At 68.8% G+C, this 14,142-nt stretch carries 13 protein-coding genes; 2 read left to right on the top strand and 11 right to left on the bottom strand.

Annotated elements, in window-relative coordinates:
* Window positions 1–133: 133 nt before the first annotated feature.
* Both F3J15_RS22290 and F3J15_RS22285 read right to left on the bottom strand, forming a co-directional pair.
* A complete protein-coding gene (locus tag F3J15_RS22290) occupies window positions 134–1,027 on the bottom strand; it encodes a DMT family transporter (protein WP_166894067.1) in 894 nt (297 codons plus the stop codon).
* 241 nt (window positions 1,028–1,268) lie between these two features.
* Window positions 1,269–2,180, bottom strand: a complete 912-nt coding sequence (locus F3J15_RS22285) for a LysR family transcriptional regulator (protein WP_039354427.1) — start codon at window positions 2,178–2,180, stop codon at window positions 1,269–1,271.
* 126 nt (window positions 2,181–2,306) lie between these two features.
* On the opposite strand from F3J15_RS22285, the gene F3J15_RS22280 reads away from it, so the two are divergent.
* Complete coding sequence (locus tag F3J15_RS22280; RefSeq protein WP_166894065.1) at window positions 2,307–3,326, top strand: NAD(P)-dependent alcohol dehydrogenase; 1,020 nt, start codon at window positions 2,307–2,309, stop codon at window positions 3,324–3,326.
* Between the two features lie 53 nt (window positions 3,327–3,379).
* Here F3J15_RS22280 and F3J15_RS22275 read toward each other — a convergent pair whose 3' ends face one another.
* Genes F3J15_RS22275 through F3J15_RS22265 form a run of 3 tightly spaced genes read right to left on the bottom strand, consistent with a single transcriptional unit; the run spans window position 3,380 to window position 6,582 of the window.
* Window positions 3,380–4,570, bottom strand: coding sequence for a porin (locus F3J15_RS22275; protein WP_089486489.1), 1,191 nt, complete (start codon window positions 4,568–4,570; stop codon window positions 3,380–3,382).
* A 51-nt stretch (window positions 4,571–4,621) separates the two neighbouring features.
* Entirely contained in the window at window positions 4,622–5,410 is a 789-nt protein-coding gene (locus F3J15_RS22270; RefSeq protein ID WP_166894063.1) for an ABC transporter substrate-binding protein, read from the bottom strand.
* 50 nt (window positions 5,411–5,460) lie between these two features.
* Window positions 5,461–6,582, bottom strand: a complete 1,122-nt coding sequence (locus F3J15_RS22265; RefSeq protein WP_166894133.1) for a M20 aminoacylase family protein — start codon at window positions 6,580–6,582, stop codon at window positions 5,461–5,463.
* 184 nt (window positions 6,583–6,766) lie between these two features.
* On the opposite strand from F3J15_RS22265, the gene F3J15_RS22260 reads away from it, so the two are divergent.
* A complete protein-coding gene (locus F3J15_RS22260) occupies window positions 6,767–7,726 on the top strand; it encodes a LysR substrate-binding domain-containing protein (RefSeq protein ID WP_166894061.1) in 960 nt (319 codons plus the stop codon).
* A gap of 57 nt (window positions 7,727–7,783) precedes the next feature.
* Here F3J15_RS22260 and F3J15_RS22255 read toward each other — a convergent pair whose 3' ends face one another.
* The 6 genes from F3J15_RS22255 to F3J15_RS22230 all read right to left on the bottom strand — a co-directional run.
* Complete coding sequence (locus F3J15_RS22255; RefSeq protein ID WP_166894059.1) at window positions 7,784–10,096, bottom strand: TonB-dependent receptor; 2,313 nt, start codon at window positions 10,094–10,096, stop codon at window positions 7,784–7,786.
* Between the two features lie 213 nt (window positions 10,097–10,309).
* Entirely contained in the window at window positions 10,310–11,527 is a 1,218-nt protein-coding gene (locus F3J15_RS22250; protein ID WP_166894057.1) for an MFS transporter, read from the bottom strand.
* Entirely contained in the window at window positions 11,524–12,600 is a 1,077-nt protein-coding gene (locus F3J15_RS22245; RefSeq protein ID WP_166894054.1) for an ABC transporter substrate-binding protein, read from the bottom strand. Before F3J15_RS22245 ends, F3J15_RS22250 begins: the two co-directional genes overlap by 4 nt.
* A gap of 34 nt (window positions 12,601–12,634) precedes the next feature.
* Window positions 12,635–13,045, bottom strand: a complete 411-nt coding sequence (locus F3J15_RS22240) for a biopolymer transporter ExbD (protein WP_166894052.1) — start codon at window positions 13,043–13,045, stop codon at window positions 12,635–12,637.
* Complete coding sequence (locus F3J15_RS22235) at window positions 13,045–13,758, bottom strand: MotA/TolQ/ExbB proton channel family protein (protein WP_166894050.1); 714 nt, start codon at window positions 13,756–13,758, stop codon at window positions 13,045–13,047. Before F3J15_RS22235 ends, F3J15_RS22240 begins: the two co-directional genes overlap by 1 nt.
* A gap of 41 nt (window positions 13,759–13,799) precedes the next feature.
* On the bottom strand, window positions 13,800–14,142 hold a 343-nt coding region (locus F3J15_RS22230; protein WP_205190915.1), incomplete at its 5' end, for an energy transducer TonB.

Here is a 14,142-nt window from a genome sequence, read left to right as displayed (position 1 = left end):
CGCCCGTCGTGCGGGACGGTGCGGCCGCCGCGTGAGGCGCGGCGTCATCCAGGCCAGTCTAGGAGCCGCGTGAATTTCGCGTCAATTAACGGGACGTCGTCTCGATATGTGAGATGCACGCGGCGCGTTCGGTTCAGTAGCGCATCACGAGAAACAGGCCGGCGGCCGCGAGCGCCATGCCCGGCCACGCGAGCGCGCCGATCGTCTCGCCGAGCGCCACGCGTGCGATCAGCGCGGTCGCGGGCGGGATCAGGAAGAACAGCGCCGACACGCGCGACGCCTCGCCGTACCGCACCATCGCGAGCAGCAGCGAGATCGCGATCAGCGAGTTGCAGATGACGAGGTACGCCAGCGAGCCGGCGAGCCCGGCGGTCCATTGCACGTGCATCGGCTCGAGCGCGAACGCGAGCGGCGCGGTGACAGCCAGGCCGACCGCGTACTGCACGAGGTTCGCGGTGACCGGATGCACGTCGGTGCCGAAGCGCTTTTCCCACAGCGTGCCGCCGGTGATGCACGCGAGCGCGAGCAATGCGAACGCGAGCGCCCACGGTGACGCGACATCGACCGACGAACGCGCGAGGATCACCAGCACCGCGCCCGCGGCGCCGAGCGCGAGCCCGATCCAGCGCAGCACGCCCACACGCTCGCCGGCAATCATCGGCGCGAGCAGCCCGACGAGGATCGGCTGCTGCGACGTGACGAGCGCGACGGCGCCGGCCGACATGCCGAGCTTCAGGCTCAGGTACGTGAACGCGAAATAGCCGGCCTGCAGCAACAGGCCGACCACGACGAGATCGCGCCATGCGCGCCCCGTGCGCGGCAACGCGGGGCGCAGCCACAGGAACGGGCCGGCGAGCAGCGCGACGACGCACGCATAGCGCAGCGCGAGGAACGTGAACGGATCGGCATAGCGCAAGCCGAGCTTCAGGAACACGAAGCCACTTGCCCACAACAGCAGGAACAGCGCGGGCGCGATGCGCAGCCAGCCGGGTGGACGTGCGGCCTTCGGGGTATCGATCGCCGTCATGCGTGCTCGCATTGTGCCGTCGCAGAGATATCGGCCCCGCTAGCGCCAGGGCCGCGTGCCAGCGCGCGCATCAGCGGCACACCGGGTGACAGGTGAGGTTCGGTACGGTCACGGCCATGACGATGACGACCGGCTGTTTCCTCTTCATGACGGCGTGCCCCCGATAGATTCGGCGTGCGACGATCATACGCCGCGTCAGTCGGTCATGCTTCGTGGGGAAGTCGCGATAACCGTGCCCGCGTCAATCATCCGACGCCAGCATGCGCGGTATCTCGTCGACGAGCGCATCGATGACGACGCGCACCTTCGACGGCACCTGGCGCGATGCCGGCCGCACCGCGAACACTTCGGCGCCCGACACGCTGTTGCTGTCCATCACGAGCGCGAGGCGGCCGTCGCGCAGGTAAGGCGCCATCAGCCAGCACGGCAACCACGCGAGGCCCGCGCCGGCGGCGGCTGCATCGGCGATCGCCTGCAGGTCGTCGAGCCGCAGGCGGCCGGCCGGGCGATGGTCGTGCACCGCGCCGTCCGCGCCGACGACCCGCCATGGCGTCGGTTGCCCGCCGCGCGAATACGCGATGCCGACGTGCGACGCGAGTGCGTCTAGCCCCGCCGGCCGGCCGTGACGATCGAGATACGCGGGCGACGCGCAGATGCCCATGCGCTGCACGCCGAGCTTGCGGCCGACCAGCGCACTCGTGTCGGCCAGCTCGCCGATACGCACCGCGATGTCGAAGCCGTCGTTGACCAGGTCGGCCACGCGGTCGCTGAACGACACGTCGATCTCGAGCCGCGGATGGCGCTCGACGAGGCGCCGCATGACGGGCGCCACGCATTGCCGCCCGAACAGCACGGGCACGCTGACGCGCAGCCGCCCCGCCGGCTCGCGCTGCCCCGCGTCGAGCGCGGCCTCCGTCTCGCCGAGTTCGGCCAGCAACCGCCGGCACTGCTCGTAATAGACGAGCCCCTCATCGGTCAGGCCGAGCTGGCGGGTCGTGCGCTGCAGGAGCCGCGCGCCGAGGCGGCGTTCGAGCCGCGCGACGACCTTCGCGACGGCCGAGCGCGTGACGCCGAGCCGCAGCGCGGCCGCCGCGAAGCTGCCCGACTCCACCACGTCGACAAATTCGGCCACGCCTCTCAGCCGCTCGTCCATGCCATTCCGCTCCGGTTGGGTCACAGGGTTGTATCCGCACCGGCGACAGTCATCGGCCGAATTCTCGCCAATGCGTCCCCGTGCGCAACACTATGATAGTCCGCTCTACCTCGAAAAGGAGTCGACATGCACGCATGGCAAGTGAAACCGGGCGACGGCGTGGCCGGGCTTCGGCGCATCGACGCGACACGCCGCGCGGTCGGGCCGACCGACGTCGTCGTGAAGATCCACGCCGCCGGGCTGAACTACCGCGACCTGATGTTCGCCCGCGGCGACTATCTCGGCATCGGCACGGACGCGCTGATCCCGGTCGCCGACGGCGCCGGCGAAGTCATCGAAACCGGCCGCGACGTCACGCGCTTCAAGCCGGGCGATCGCGTGATCAACACGTACTTTCCGCACTGGATCGACGGGCCGCCCACGCCGCAGAAAGTCTCGGGGTCGCCCGGCGCGCAATTCGACGGCGTGCTGGCCGAACATTTCGTATCCGACGAAGCCGCGCTGGTCGCGATTCCCGCGCATCTGAACTATGACGAGGCGGCGACGCTGTCGTGCGCCGGGATTACCGCGTGGAACGCGCTGTTCGCCGACGGCGGCCTGCGGCCCGGCGCGACCGTCGTGCTGCTCGGCACCGGCGGCGTGTCGATCGTCGCGCTGCAGCTCGCGCATGCGGCGGGGCTGCGCACGATCGTCACGTCGTCGAGCGATGCGAAGCTCGAGCGCGCCCGCGCACTCGGTGCGAACGCAACCATCAACTATCGCGCGACGCCCGAATGGCAGCACGAAGTGCTGCGGCTTACCGGCGGTGCGGGCGCGGACCTGGTCGTCGAAGTCGGCGGCAAGGATACGCTGCCGCGCTCGGTCGACGCGACGAAGCTGGGCGGCATCGTGTCGGTGATCGGCGGCCTCAGCAGCTTCGCCGGCCCCGAACTCGGGCTGCTGTCGCTGATCGGCGGGATCCGGCAGCTGCACGGGATCATGGTCGGCAGCCGCGCGATGCTCGACGATGTCGTGCGCCTCGTCGACGCGAAGCAGATCAGGCCGGTGGTCGATCGCGTGTTCGGCTTCGACGAAGCACCGCAGGCGTATGCACACCTGCAGTCGGGGCAACACTTCGGGAAGGTCGTGATCCGCGTCGCGCAGTGAGCGCATCGAGGCGGCGGGCAGTCCGGGCCGCCGCCTCGTCCATCATCGCGCCGTCAGAACTTGTGGCGGATCCCCGCGTGAACCATCAGCTGCTTCGAGGTCGACGACAGATCCGCCGCGCCGGGAATATAGGCCTGGTCGAGCGACGAGCCCGTCGCATCGCCCGCGATCCGCTGGTACGCGCCCATCAGGTACACGTCCGTGCGCTTAGACAGATTGTAGTCGGCCATCAGCCCGAGCGAATGGATCTTCGGCTTCGCGCTGCCCGTCGTCGCGTCGTAGCGCACCGTCGTGTACACGTACTGCGCACCGACGAACAACGCCGGCGTGAACTGGTATTTGCCGTTCACCTCGAAGTTCTGGTACTTGATCGACGACACCGTGCCACCCGCGAGCGGGCCGGTCACCGGCTCGATCGTTTCGTCGCCGAACAGGTAGCCGACGTTCGCGGTCGGCCGCGTGACGTTGCTGTTCGTGTAAGCGAACCCGACGGTCGCGGGCCCCGCCGTGTAGTTGATGCCCGCACCGAAGATCCGCAGCCGCGCCGACGCAAAGTTCGCATCGGCGCCGACCGACCCCGAGCCCGCGATCGCGCCGCCCGACGTCGCGCCCGGGTTGTCCGCATTCAGGAAGGCCGCGCCGACCAGCAAACCGCCCTGCTCGTACTGCGCGCCGACGCTCCACTGCCGGTTGTTCGCGAAGCCCGTGTCGTTGCTGAAACTGTATGTGCCGCCGAACGAGAAGCCGGCGAAATCCGGGCTCGCATACTTCACCGTGTTGTTCACGCGAAACGTGTTGCCGGTGTTGTCGTTGTCGAGCGGATGCGAGAACGGATAGACGCCCCAGCTGCCGTTCGCGGTCGTCGGCGCGAGATAGTCGACCACCGCATCGTATTGCCGGCCGAGCGTCAGCGTCCCGAACCGCGCGCTGCCGAGCCCGACGTACGCCTGCCGCCCGAACATGCGGCCGCCCTGCGCGAGCGTGCCGTTGTTCACGTTGAAGCCGTTCTCGAGCTGGAACAGCGCGCTGTAGCCGCCGCCCAGGTCCTCGGTGCCCTTCAGCCCCCAGCGGCTGCCTTGCGCGAAGCCGCTTGCCATCTGCCACGCACTGTGGCCGCCGACGTTGTTCGTGTAGTCGATGCCCGCATCGACGAGCCCGTACAACGTGACGCTGCCTTGCGCGAATGCGAACGCGGGCGCTGCACACAGCGCCGGAACCGCGACGAAAGCCAATCTCCAGTTCATTCGTTTTCCTTATTTATATTGTCGTGACCGCCCGTTTCCGGGCGTCGCCGCTTACTTCGCGCCGTAAATGTCGAAGTCGAAGTACTTCTTGTTGATCCGCTGGTACGTGCCGTTCGCGAGGATCGTCGCGAGCGCGCGGTTGAAGGCGTCGCGCAGGTCGTTGTCCTGCTTGCGCAGCCCGAGCCCGTCGCCCTGCCCGAAGTACTTCACGTCGTCGATCGCGGCGCCGACGAACGCGAAATCCTTGCCCTGCGGCTTCTTCAGGAAGCCGTCGCTCGCCGCGATCGATGCCTGGAACGCCGCGTCGAGCCGGCCCGTCATGAGATCGGCGTAGACCTGATCCTGGTTCTGGTACGACACGACCTGCACGCCGGCCGGCTGCCAGTTCGCGACCGCGTAGTCGGCCTGTGCGGAACCCTGCTCGACGCCCACGCGCTTGCCCTTCAGCGCGTCGGCCGTCGGCAGCAGCGGCGAGCCCTTGCGCGCGATGAGGCGCGCCGGCGCATTCGAGATCCGGTTCGTGAAGGCGATCTGCTGCTGCCGCTTCGGCGTGATCGTCATCGACGACGCGATCACGTCGAACTTGCGCGCGAGCAGCCCCGGGATCATCCCGTCGAAACTCGACTCGACCCACACGCAGCGCGCACGCAGCTCCGCGCACAATGCGTTCGTGACGTCGATCCCGAAACCCGTCAGCGTGCCATCGGGCAGCTTGTATTCGAGCGGCGGGTAAGTCGGATCGACCGCGAGGCGGATCTCCTTGCCCGCCCAGTCGCCCGCATGCGCCGCCCCTGCCGCCAGCGCCACCGCGAGCGCCGCCATCCGTTTCCACTGCTTCATTGCCAGTCTCCTTCCGTGTGTGAATCGTCAGTCAAAACCATGCCGGCACGTCACGCGAGGTAGCGCTCCGCCAGTGCAATCCAGTAGCTCGCGCCCGTGGCGAGGCACGCGTCGTTGAAGTCGTAGCCGGGGTGGTGCAGCCCGCATCCGGCGGCGCCGTCGCCGTTGCCGATCGACAGGTAGCTGCCCGGGCAGGCGTTCAGCATGAACGCGAAGTCCTCGCTGGCCGCGATCGGCCGCAGATGCGGGATCAGTGCGCCATCGCCGCCCCATTCGCGGGCGACGTCGCGCGCAAACGCGGTTTCCGCGGCGTGATTGACCAGCACCGGGTACTCGTGCCGGTAGTCGATCTCGGCGGTCGCGCCATAGCTCGCGGCCTGCCCGTGCACGATCTCGCGGATGCGCCGTTCAAGCAGCGCCCGCACGTCCGGCGACAGCGCACGCACGCTGAGCGCCAGATCCGCGTGCGGCGGAATCACGTTCGATGCGGTGCCCGCATGGATCGAGCCGGCCGTCACGATCGCCATATCCTGCGGGTTCACGTTGCGTGACACGACGGTCTGCAGCGCCATCACGATCGATGCGCACACGACCACCGGATCGATCGTCGTGTGCGGCGCCGCGCCATGCCCGCCGCGCCCGGTCACGCGCACCCGCACCTCGTCGGCCGACGCCATCGCGGGGCCATCGCAGAAACCGAGCACGCCGGCCGGCAGGCCCGGCACGTTGTGCATCGCGAACACCGCATCGCACGGAAACTGCTCGAACAGCCCGTCGTCGATCATCCGCTTCGCGCCGCCGAGCCCTTCCTCGGCCGGCTGGAAAATCAGGTTCAGCGTGCCCGTGAAGCGTTCGCGCCCGGCCAGGCAGCGCGCCGCCGCGAGCAGCATCGCCGTATGGCCGTCGTGGCCGCACGCGTGCATCACGCCGTCGCACCGGCTCGCGTGCGGCAGCCCGGTCGTCTCGCGGATCGGCAGCGCGTCCATGTCCGCGCGCAGCCCGAGCCGCTTTCCGGGGCCGCGCGTCAAGGTGCCGACCACGCCCGTGCCGCCGAGCCCGCGCGTCACCCGATAACCCCACGTTGTCAGCAAGCCGGCCACGAGATCGCTCGTCGCGTGTTCCTCGAAACCAAGCTCCGGATGCGCGTGCAGCCGGCGGCGCAGCGCGATCATCTCCGCCTCGATGGCCGCCATTTCCGGATGGATGTGTGTGTGGTCCAACCCCGATTCTCCTCGATGGTTTCCGGTTGCCGATCGCCCGAATGACCGATCGTGGCCGCATCGTAGGCAGCGAAAATCCCGGCGAACAGCCGCGGTTTCGTTATGATGACAACCTTTCGTTGTCGGGTAGCGCACCATGAGCACGATCAAGCTGCATCAGCTGCAGGCGCTCGTCGCGAGCGCGGAGGCCGGGAGCATCCGCGGCGCGGCGCGCACGCTCGGGCTGTCGCAGGCGGCCGTCACGCGCGCGCTGCGCGAGCTGGAGGCCAGCGAACGCCTGCCGCTGCTGGTCCGCGCGCCGGAGGGGATCGGCTTCACCGAATACGGCAAGACGCTGCTCACGCACGCGAAGCTCGTGCTGAAGCAGCTCGAACACGCGCAGAGCGATCTCGAGCGCATGCGCGGCCGCGTCGAGGGCCGGCTGAGCATCGGCGTCACGCCGTGGCTGACGATGACGTTCCTCGCGGAAGCGGTGCTGCGTTTTCGCGCGCAGATGCCCGACGTGCGCCTCGAACTCTACGAAGCGCTGATGGCCGTCGCGCAGCCGCTGTTGCGCGACGGCAGCATGGACTTCGCGCTCGGGCACGTGCAACCGGGCGGCACGCAGGAATTCGCGTTCGAGCCGATGCTGCGCTACGAGACAGCGGTGATGGTGCGCGCCGGCCATCCGCTCGAGCACGCGCGGTCGATTCACGACCTGCTCGACCACGACTGGGTGCTGAATTTCGCGGCCGACGGACAGGCCGCGCTCGTCGATTACCTGTTCACGCGCCATGGCGCCAAAATCGACGAGCGGCGCATCGTGCGTGCGCAGTCGGTGGCGATGCTGCAGACGATGCTCGAGCAGGCCGACATGTGCACGTGGTGCCCGACGATCCTCGCGGCCGTGCCGTCGTTCGGCGAACGGATGCGCGCGTTGCCGCTGAAGGAGACCTTCGAGCCGCGCGACCTCGGGATCGTCACGCGGCGCAGCAGCACGCTGAGCGATGCGGCGCGCTGCTTCATCGACTGCCTGCTGCATGTGATCCGCCGCCATGCGCGATCGGCACGCAAGGCGGATCTCGCGCTGTTCAGGACGCTGTCGCTGCTGATCTGACGCGCGGCAGACACGGCTCGCCGACGCGCCGCCTGCGCCTCATGCACGTGCTGCCCGTCAGATCTTCGCCGTCAGCGTGATCCCGACCGTACGCGGATCGCCGTACAGCACCGGATACGCGCCATACGACGGCAGCAGCTCGAGCTTCTTGTAGACCTTGTTGGTCAGGTTCGTCACGTAGCCCGTCACGATGTACTTCTGGTTCGGCGTCGTGTAGGACACGTGCGCGTTCAGCACCGTGTAGCCGCCCTGCCAGAGCTGCGGCATCGTCTGCCGCGTCGCGCTGAAGTATTCGCGGCTACGGTAGTTCACGTCGCCGCCGGCCGTCAGCGTGCCGAACGACACCGGCACGCGATAGTCGAAGCCCGCGTTGAGCGTGGTATGCGGCGAGCGCGCGAACGAATTGCCGACGGCCGTCGGCACGTTGCGGAACTCCGTGTAGCGCGTGTTCAGCATCCCGAGGTTCGCGAACAGGTAGAGGCTGTTGACCGGCTGCGCCTTCAGCTCCAGCTCGAAGCCGTCCGCGCGCCCCTGCCCCGCATTCGACAGCGTCGACACCGGCGGGCCGCCGAACGGGTTCGGCGCGAGCGCGAACACCTGGATGTCGCGATAGTCGTAGTGGAACACGCTCGCGTTGACGATCAGCCGCTTGTCGAACCACTCGCTCTTGATGCCGACTTCGTAGTCGGTCAGGTACTCGGGCGACACGGTCGACACCGTGCTTTGCGTATACGCGTTGCCGTTGTAGCCGCCCGACCGGAAACCGCGCGCATAGCGGAAATACGCGCGCACGTTGCTGCTGAGCGCATATTCGGGCGTGAGGTCCCAGGTCGGCGCGCGCCACGTGTTCGTCTGGTTCTGCCGCGCGCTGACCGCCAGCGGCGACGACACCGACGACGGATCCCACCAGCTGCCCGGATTGCTGAACGTCACGTTGCCGGTGCCCTGCAGCCCGGTCAGGTTGATGTTCTTCCGCTCGATCGTGTAACGCAGCCCGCCCGTCACGTTGAAGCGGCCGGTGAACCGGTATTTCACGCTGCCGAAGATCGCCGCGCTCTGCGTGTGCTGCGTGAGGTCGGTCAAGTGGTAGAACGCGGGCGACGGCGAGCCCGGCAGGCCGCCGCCGGCGCCCTGCTCGGCCAGTTGCTCGGTGAACAGGTGCGTGCCGACGAGCCAGCTCAGACGGTCGTTCTGCGGCGATTCGAGCCGGAATTCCTGCGAGAACTGGCGGCTCGACAAGCGATCGTGCGAGCGTGCGGCGTCGAACGCGGAATAGTCCTCATCGTCCTGGTACCAGCGGTGCAGCCCTTCGAACGCGGTGATCGACGTCAGCGTCACCGCCGGGTTGATGCGCCAGTGCGCGGTGAGCGACGTGCCCCAGGTCGAGATGTGATCGCTCGACGGCGCGTTGAGCGACACCGTGTACGGATCGCTCGACCCGACGAAGCCGAACTGGTTCGCGCCGCCCGGCCCCGCGCCCTGCGCGTGCCATGCATTGCCGCCGCCCGTGTAGTTGCGGCCGTGGATGTTGAACAGGTAGTCGGTATCCGAGGTCGGCACGGCCAGCACCTGGAAGCGCACCGCATTGTCGTGGAAGCCGCCGAAGCGCCCTTGCTGCACGGTATTCGTGTAGAAGCTGTCGGCGTTCTCGTGATACACCGACACGCGCGCGGCCAGCACGTCGTTCTTGCCGATCGGCCCGCCAATCGCGGCTTCCGCGAGCCGGCTGTTGTACTGGCCGAGCCCGACCTTGCCGTAGCCGCTCACGTCGAAGGTCGGCTTCTGCGACGTGATGCTGAGCGCGCCGCCGACGGTATTCTTGCCCCACAGCGTGCCCTGCGGGCCGCGCAGCACTTCGATGCGGTCGAGGTCGAACAGCGGAAAGCCCTGCCCGAACACGCTGTTGATGTAGACGTCGTCGAAGTACACGCCGATCGGGCTCAGCGACAGGTCCGACGGATCGTTGCTGCCGACGCCGCGCAGGAACCAGCGCGGCCGCTCGCGGCCTTCGGTCGATTGCCCGGTAAAGTTCGGCACGTACTTCGTGACGTCGTTCACCACGCGCAATTCGTTGTTCCTGATCGTGTCGCCGCTCAGCGCGCTCACCGCGACCGGCACGTCCTGGATGCTCTCCTTGCGCCGGCGCGCGGTCACCGTCACCGTGCCGAGGTTCGTCTCGCGTGCGGCCGTGCCGCGGTTCGCGCGGGCTGCCGTCGGCGCGACCACGGTGGTATCGTCCCCGCCCTGTTGTACCGGCTTCGCGTCCGGTGCCGCCGTCGCCGCGCCATCTTCCGCCCACGCGGGCACCGATACGGCTCCGCCCGTCAGCAGTCCCCCCAGCGCGGTGACGATTAGTTTTTTCCTGAACATCGATGAGTCATCCTGTTTGATCGGTTGAACGCTCGTGCGTGCACAACGCACGGGTGACCTATTGCAATTCGGATGCCAGCATCGAGAAGCCCGTCGCACGGGGCTTCCGGCATGCGCGTGGTACAGGTGTTGCTGCAAGCGCATCTGTGACGGGAAGCAAACTGCTTGTCACGCAACACCTTGTGGATCCCGCAATACCCGATCCGATGGTCGTCAGGAGAGCTTTGCAGTCACGGACTGCGACGCCTCGCGCCGCCTCGTCGACACGCGCAACGCGAACGCAACCAGCACGACGACGGGAAGCCAGCACAGAAACACGCCCGGCAACCCAACGACCGGCACGAGCGCGCTGCCGGCCAGCGGGCCGCAGAACGCGCCCGTCATCGACGCGAGGTTGTAGAGGCTCGACACCTGGCTCTTGTCGGCCGGATGACGGCCGAGACTTTGCATGTTGACGAGATGCAGCAGCGACGACCCGGCGCACAGCGCGACGAGCCCCGCGCCGACGGTCCATGCGTCATGGGCGAGACCCAGCGCGAGCAACCCGGCCATGCCGCCGGCAAGACTGAGCGCGTGGCAGCGGCGCGCGGCCATCCGTTGCGCGACATGCCCGAGCCCGAACAGCGCGATCACCGCGACGACGCCCTGCAGCGTCAGCAGCCCGACGGCTTTCGTTTGCGACAGCCCGAGCGACTGGATCGCCAGCACCACCGTATACGCGCCGGCGAGCGAACGTGTCGCGCTGTTCACGGCTTCCAGTACGAGTTGCTCGCGCACGTCGCGATTCCACGCGAGCGCCAGCAACGCGCACAGGCCACCGGGTTGAGGCGGCGCACCGCGCGCCGCGGGCTCCGCATCGCCGAGCAGCGTCCGGCTGAACAGCGCCATGCCCGCGAAGCTCGCCGATGCCGCGCAGAACGTCGCGACCGCGCCATGCGCGCCGATCAGCCCGCTCGCGAGCCACGGCCCGACCATGCCGGACCCGATCGACATCGCCGCGCGGTACCAGCCGGCGCGCGCGAGGCCGATCTGCGCGAGACGCGCGAGGAACACGCCGTTGATCGACACGATCCGGAACGGGATGCACAGCCCGATCAACACTTGCGTGAGCGCGATCAGCGGCCATGCGCCGGTAAACGGGACGACGAGATTGAGCAGCATCGGCCCCATGCTCGCGACGAAGTACACGCGCCGCGCGCCGTAGCGCGCGACGAGCAACCCGGCCGGCAGCGTCATCAACGCGATGCCGAGGGGTTCCATCGCCGCGATGATGCCGAGCCGTGCGCTGTCGACGCCGAGCGCGAGCGCGTACAGCGTCGTCGCGAGCTGGGCCATGCTGATCGTCGTGCCGCTCGCGAGCGCCAGCAGCATGAAGCCACCGGTGAAGCGCTCGCGCCGCCATGCGTCGGCGACGCGTGCCGGCGCGTTCACCGCGCGGCGTCGCGAGACAGCGTCGCGATGCCGTCGAGCGCACGCCGGTCGATCCACGCGCGCACGTCGAAGTCGGCCGGCAGGAAGCGCCATTCGACGAGGAAGCGCTTGAAATCGTCGAGCGCGGCGATCGACGCTTCGTCGAGATCCGTGCGCAGCCGCCGGTGCACGTCCGCGCCGTACGCGAGCCGCAGCCAGTCATGGCCCGATCCCGTCTCGCGGCCGAGATAGCCGAGCACGTCCTGCTCGTGCTCGCGCGCCCAGCCTTCGACATCGGTCACGCGCGCGAGGAAGCGGCTGACGATGTCGGGATGCCGTTCGAGCGTCGACGCATTGACGGTCAGCGGCCGTGGCGACCCGTTGTTGATGCGGATCTGCGGATCGGGGTGAAAACCGATGTCGACGACTGCCTGCGCGCCGATCAGGTGCGCGGTTTCGAGCCCGAGCGACCCCTTCACGTAGATCGCGTCGACCTCGCCGCGCACGAGCGCGGCCGCTTCGGCCGCATAGAGCCGGCGGCTCGACAGGCTCGCGGGATGGCTGAAGGCCGCGTCGCGCGTCACCGGTGTCGACACCGGTGCGCGCAGGTTCGATGCGGGGACGTCGATCCATTCGACGTCGGCGGGGCCGAGCCCGTCGAGCGACAGCGCACTGACGAAGCCGCGCAGCGCCGCCGCACGGAAGATGTCGATGCGCTCGCCGTCACGGCGCGGCAGGCCGATGCGGCGCCCGCGCAGGTCCTTCGGCCGCTTCAGACCGCTTTCCGGCAGCGCGACGATCGCCTGCGCCTCGTCGACCCAGGTCAGGGCGACCACGCGCGTATCGGCGCCGGCCGCGCGCGCCCACAGCGCGGGGATGCTGCCGCCCTGCCGGAATGCGTTGTCGAGCGAATGATCGACGTGCGCGTGATGCAGTGCCGCGTGCTGGCTCTCCTGCAGCGCACGCACGGTGATGCCGTCGCCGGCGAATTCGCTGTCGAGCCAGCCGAGATGCGCGGCGATGCCGAGTGGCGTCGGCACCGGACAGCGTGTGTACCAGATCGACTGGACGTTGGAGGAAGCCGTGACGCTCATGGATGCGTTCGTAGAGGGAGTCGTGAACCACGCGTCAGCCGCGCGGCGCGGTGAGCACCGACAGCCGCGTGATGCCCGCATGCTCGATCGCGGCCATCAGCTTCGCGACCGTGCCGTACGGCACGTGCTCGTCGGCCTGCAGGTCGAGCGCGACGTCGGGCCGGCCGGCCTTCAGCGCCGCCAGCTCGGCCGGCACCGCGGAGAGCGCGACCACACGCTTGTCGAGATACACGACACCCTTGTCGTCGACGCTCACGGTGACGTTCGGCTTGCGATCGGCCGGCGCCGTGGCGACCGTGTTCGGCAGATTCACGTGCACCGCGTTGTTCAGCAGCGGCGCCGTGACGATGAAGGCGACGAGCAGCACGAGCATCACGTCGACGAGCGGCGTGATGTTGATTTCGCTGAGCACGTCGTCGTTGTCGGAGGACGAGGAGAAAGCCATTATGCGAAGGCCTCCTGACGGGTGTCGTCGGCACGGCGTGCCGGTGTGGGCGCGGCGGCGGCCGGCACGCGGAAGCCGGCCTTCTGCGCGAGCGTGACGAAATCGGTGGCGAACGCATCGAGATCGGCCGACGCGGCCTTCACGCGGCGCACGAAGAAGTTGTACGCGAGCACGGCCGGCACGGCGACCGCGATGCCGATCCCGGTCGCGACGAGCGCCTCGCCGATCGGCCCGGCCACGACGTCGATGCTCGCCGACGCGCTGTGCGTGATCGCCGTCAGCGCGTGGATGATGCCGAACACGGTGCCGAACAGGCCGACGAACGGCGCGGTGCTGCCGATCGACGCGAGCACCGCCAGCCCCGCCTCCTCGCGCCGGCGCGCGTTGTGGATCTGCTGCCGGAGATGCCGTTCGAGCAGGTCGTGGCGGCTCCAGCTGTGTTCGAGGTCGTGCGCGCTGCTCTCGTCGGCGCGCCGCAGCGCGTCGAAGCCCGTCGCGGCGAGTTCGCCCACCGGGCTGTTCGCGCCGTCGAGCGCCGCGGCCTCGTGGAAGCTGTTCGCCGCCCAGAACGCGCTGACGTAACGCCGGTTGCGCGCGCTCGCCCGCAGGCTCTGGATCGCCTTCACGACGATCAGCGTCCACGTGACGACGGAGAAGACGACGAGCAGCCAGAGCGCGCCCTGGACGATGAAGGTGGTCGGGATACCGTTCATGATGTGAGTTCCTTGAAAAATGTGGCGGGCCGCCCGGCGGGTCAGCCCAGCTTGAAATCGATCGGCACGTTGACCCAGCCGTCGACCGCTTCGTCGCCGCGCTTCGCGGGCACGAACGTCCAGCGCTTCACCGCGGCCACCGCCGCGGTGTCGAGCATGCGGCGGCCGCTGCTCGTGCGGACCTCGACGGAATCGGGCGTGCCGTTCGCGAGCACGTGCACGCGCAGCACGACGCGCCCTTCCCAGCCCTGGTCCTGCGCGAACGCCGGATAGTCAGGCGCCGGGTTGCGCAGGTAGGCCGCGTCGCCGATCGGTGCGGTTTCGCGCACCGGTGCGGTGGGCGCCGCCGGCGCGGCTGGCGCGGCGGCGGCCGGTGCCGCCGTC

Source organism: Burkholderia sp. Ap-955 (assembly GCF_011753045.1).
Classification (GTDB): Bacteria; Pseudomonadota; Gammaproteobacteria; order Burkholderiales; family Burkholderiaceae; genus Burkholderia; species Burkholderia lata_D.
Note: the sequence above shows the minus strand (reverse complement) of the source record. Positions and strands in the feature narration are given on the sequence as shown.

Bases quoted from the DNA above. Each gene is read 5' to 3' on its own strand.
- F3J15_RS22290 (WP_166894067.1), bottom strand. From the start codon at position 1,027: ATGACGGCGATCGATACCCCGAAGGCCGCACGTCCACCCGGCTGGCTG.
- F3J15_RS22285 (WP_039354427.1), bottom strand. From the start codon at position 2,180: ATGGACGAGCGGCTGAGAGGCGTGGCCGAATTTGTCGACGTGGTGGAG.
- F3J15_RS22280 (WP_166894065.1), top strand. From the start codon at position 2,307: ATGCACGCATGGCAAGTGAAACCGGGCGACGGCGTGGCCGGGCTTCGG.
- F3J15_RS22275 (WP_089486489.1), bottom strand. From the start codon at position 4,570: ATGAACTGGAGATTGGCTTTCGTCGCGGTTCCGGCGCTGTGTGCAGCG.
- F3J15_RS22270 (WP_166894063.1), bottom strand. From the start codon at position 5,410: ATGAAGCAGTGGAAACGGATGGCGGCGCTCGCGGTGGCGCTGGCGGCA.
- F3J15_RS22265 (WP_166894133.1), bottom strand. From the start codon at position 6,582: ATGATCGCGCTGCGCCGCCGGCTGCACGCGCATCCGGAGCTTGGTTTC.
- F3J15_RS22260 (WP_166894061.1), top strand. From the start codon at position 6,767: ATGAGCACGATCAAGCTGCATCAGCTGCAGGCGCTCGTCGCGAGCGCG.
- F3J15_RS22255 (WP_166894059.1), bottom strand. From the start codon at position 10,096: ATGTTCAGGAAAAAACTAATCGTCACCGCGCTGGGGGGACTGCTGACG.
- F3J15_RS22245 (WP_166894054.1), bottom strand. From the start codon at position 12,600: ATGAGCGTCACGGCTTCCTCCAACGTCCAGTCGATCTGGTACACACGC.
- F3J15_RS22240 (WP_166894052.1), bottom strand. From the start codon at position 13,045: ATGGCTTTCTCCTCGTCCTCCGACAACGACGACGTGCTCAGCGAAATC.
- F3J15_RS22235 (WP_166894050.1), bottom strand. From the start codon at position 13,758: ATGAACGGTATCCCGACCACCTTCATCGTCCAGGGCGCGCTCTGGCTG.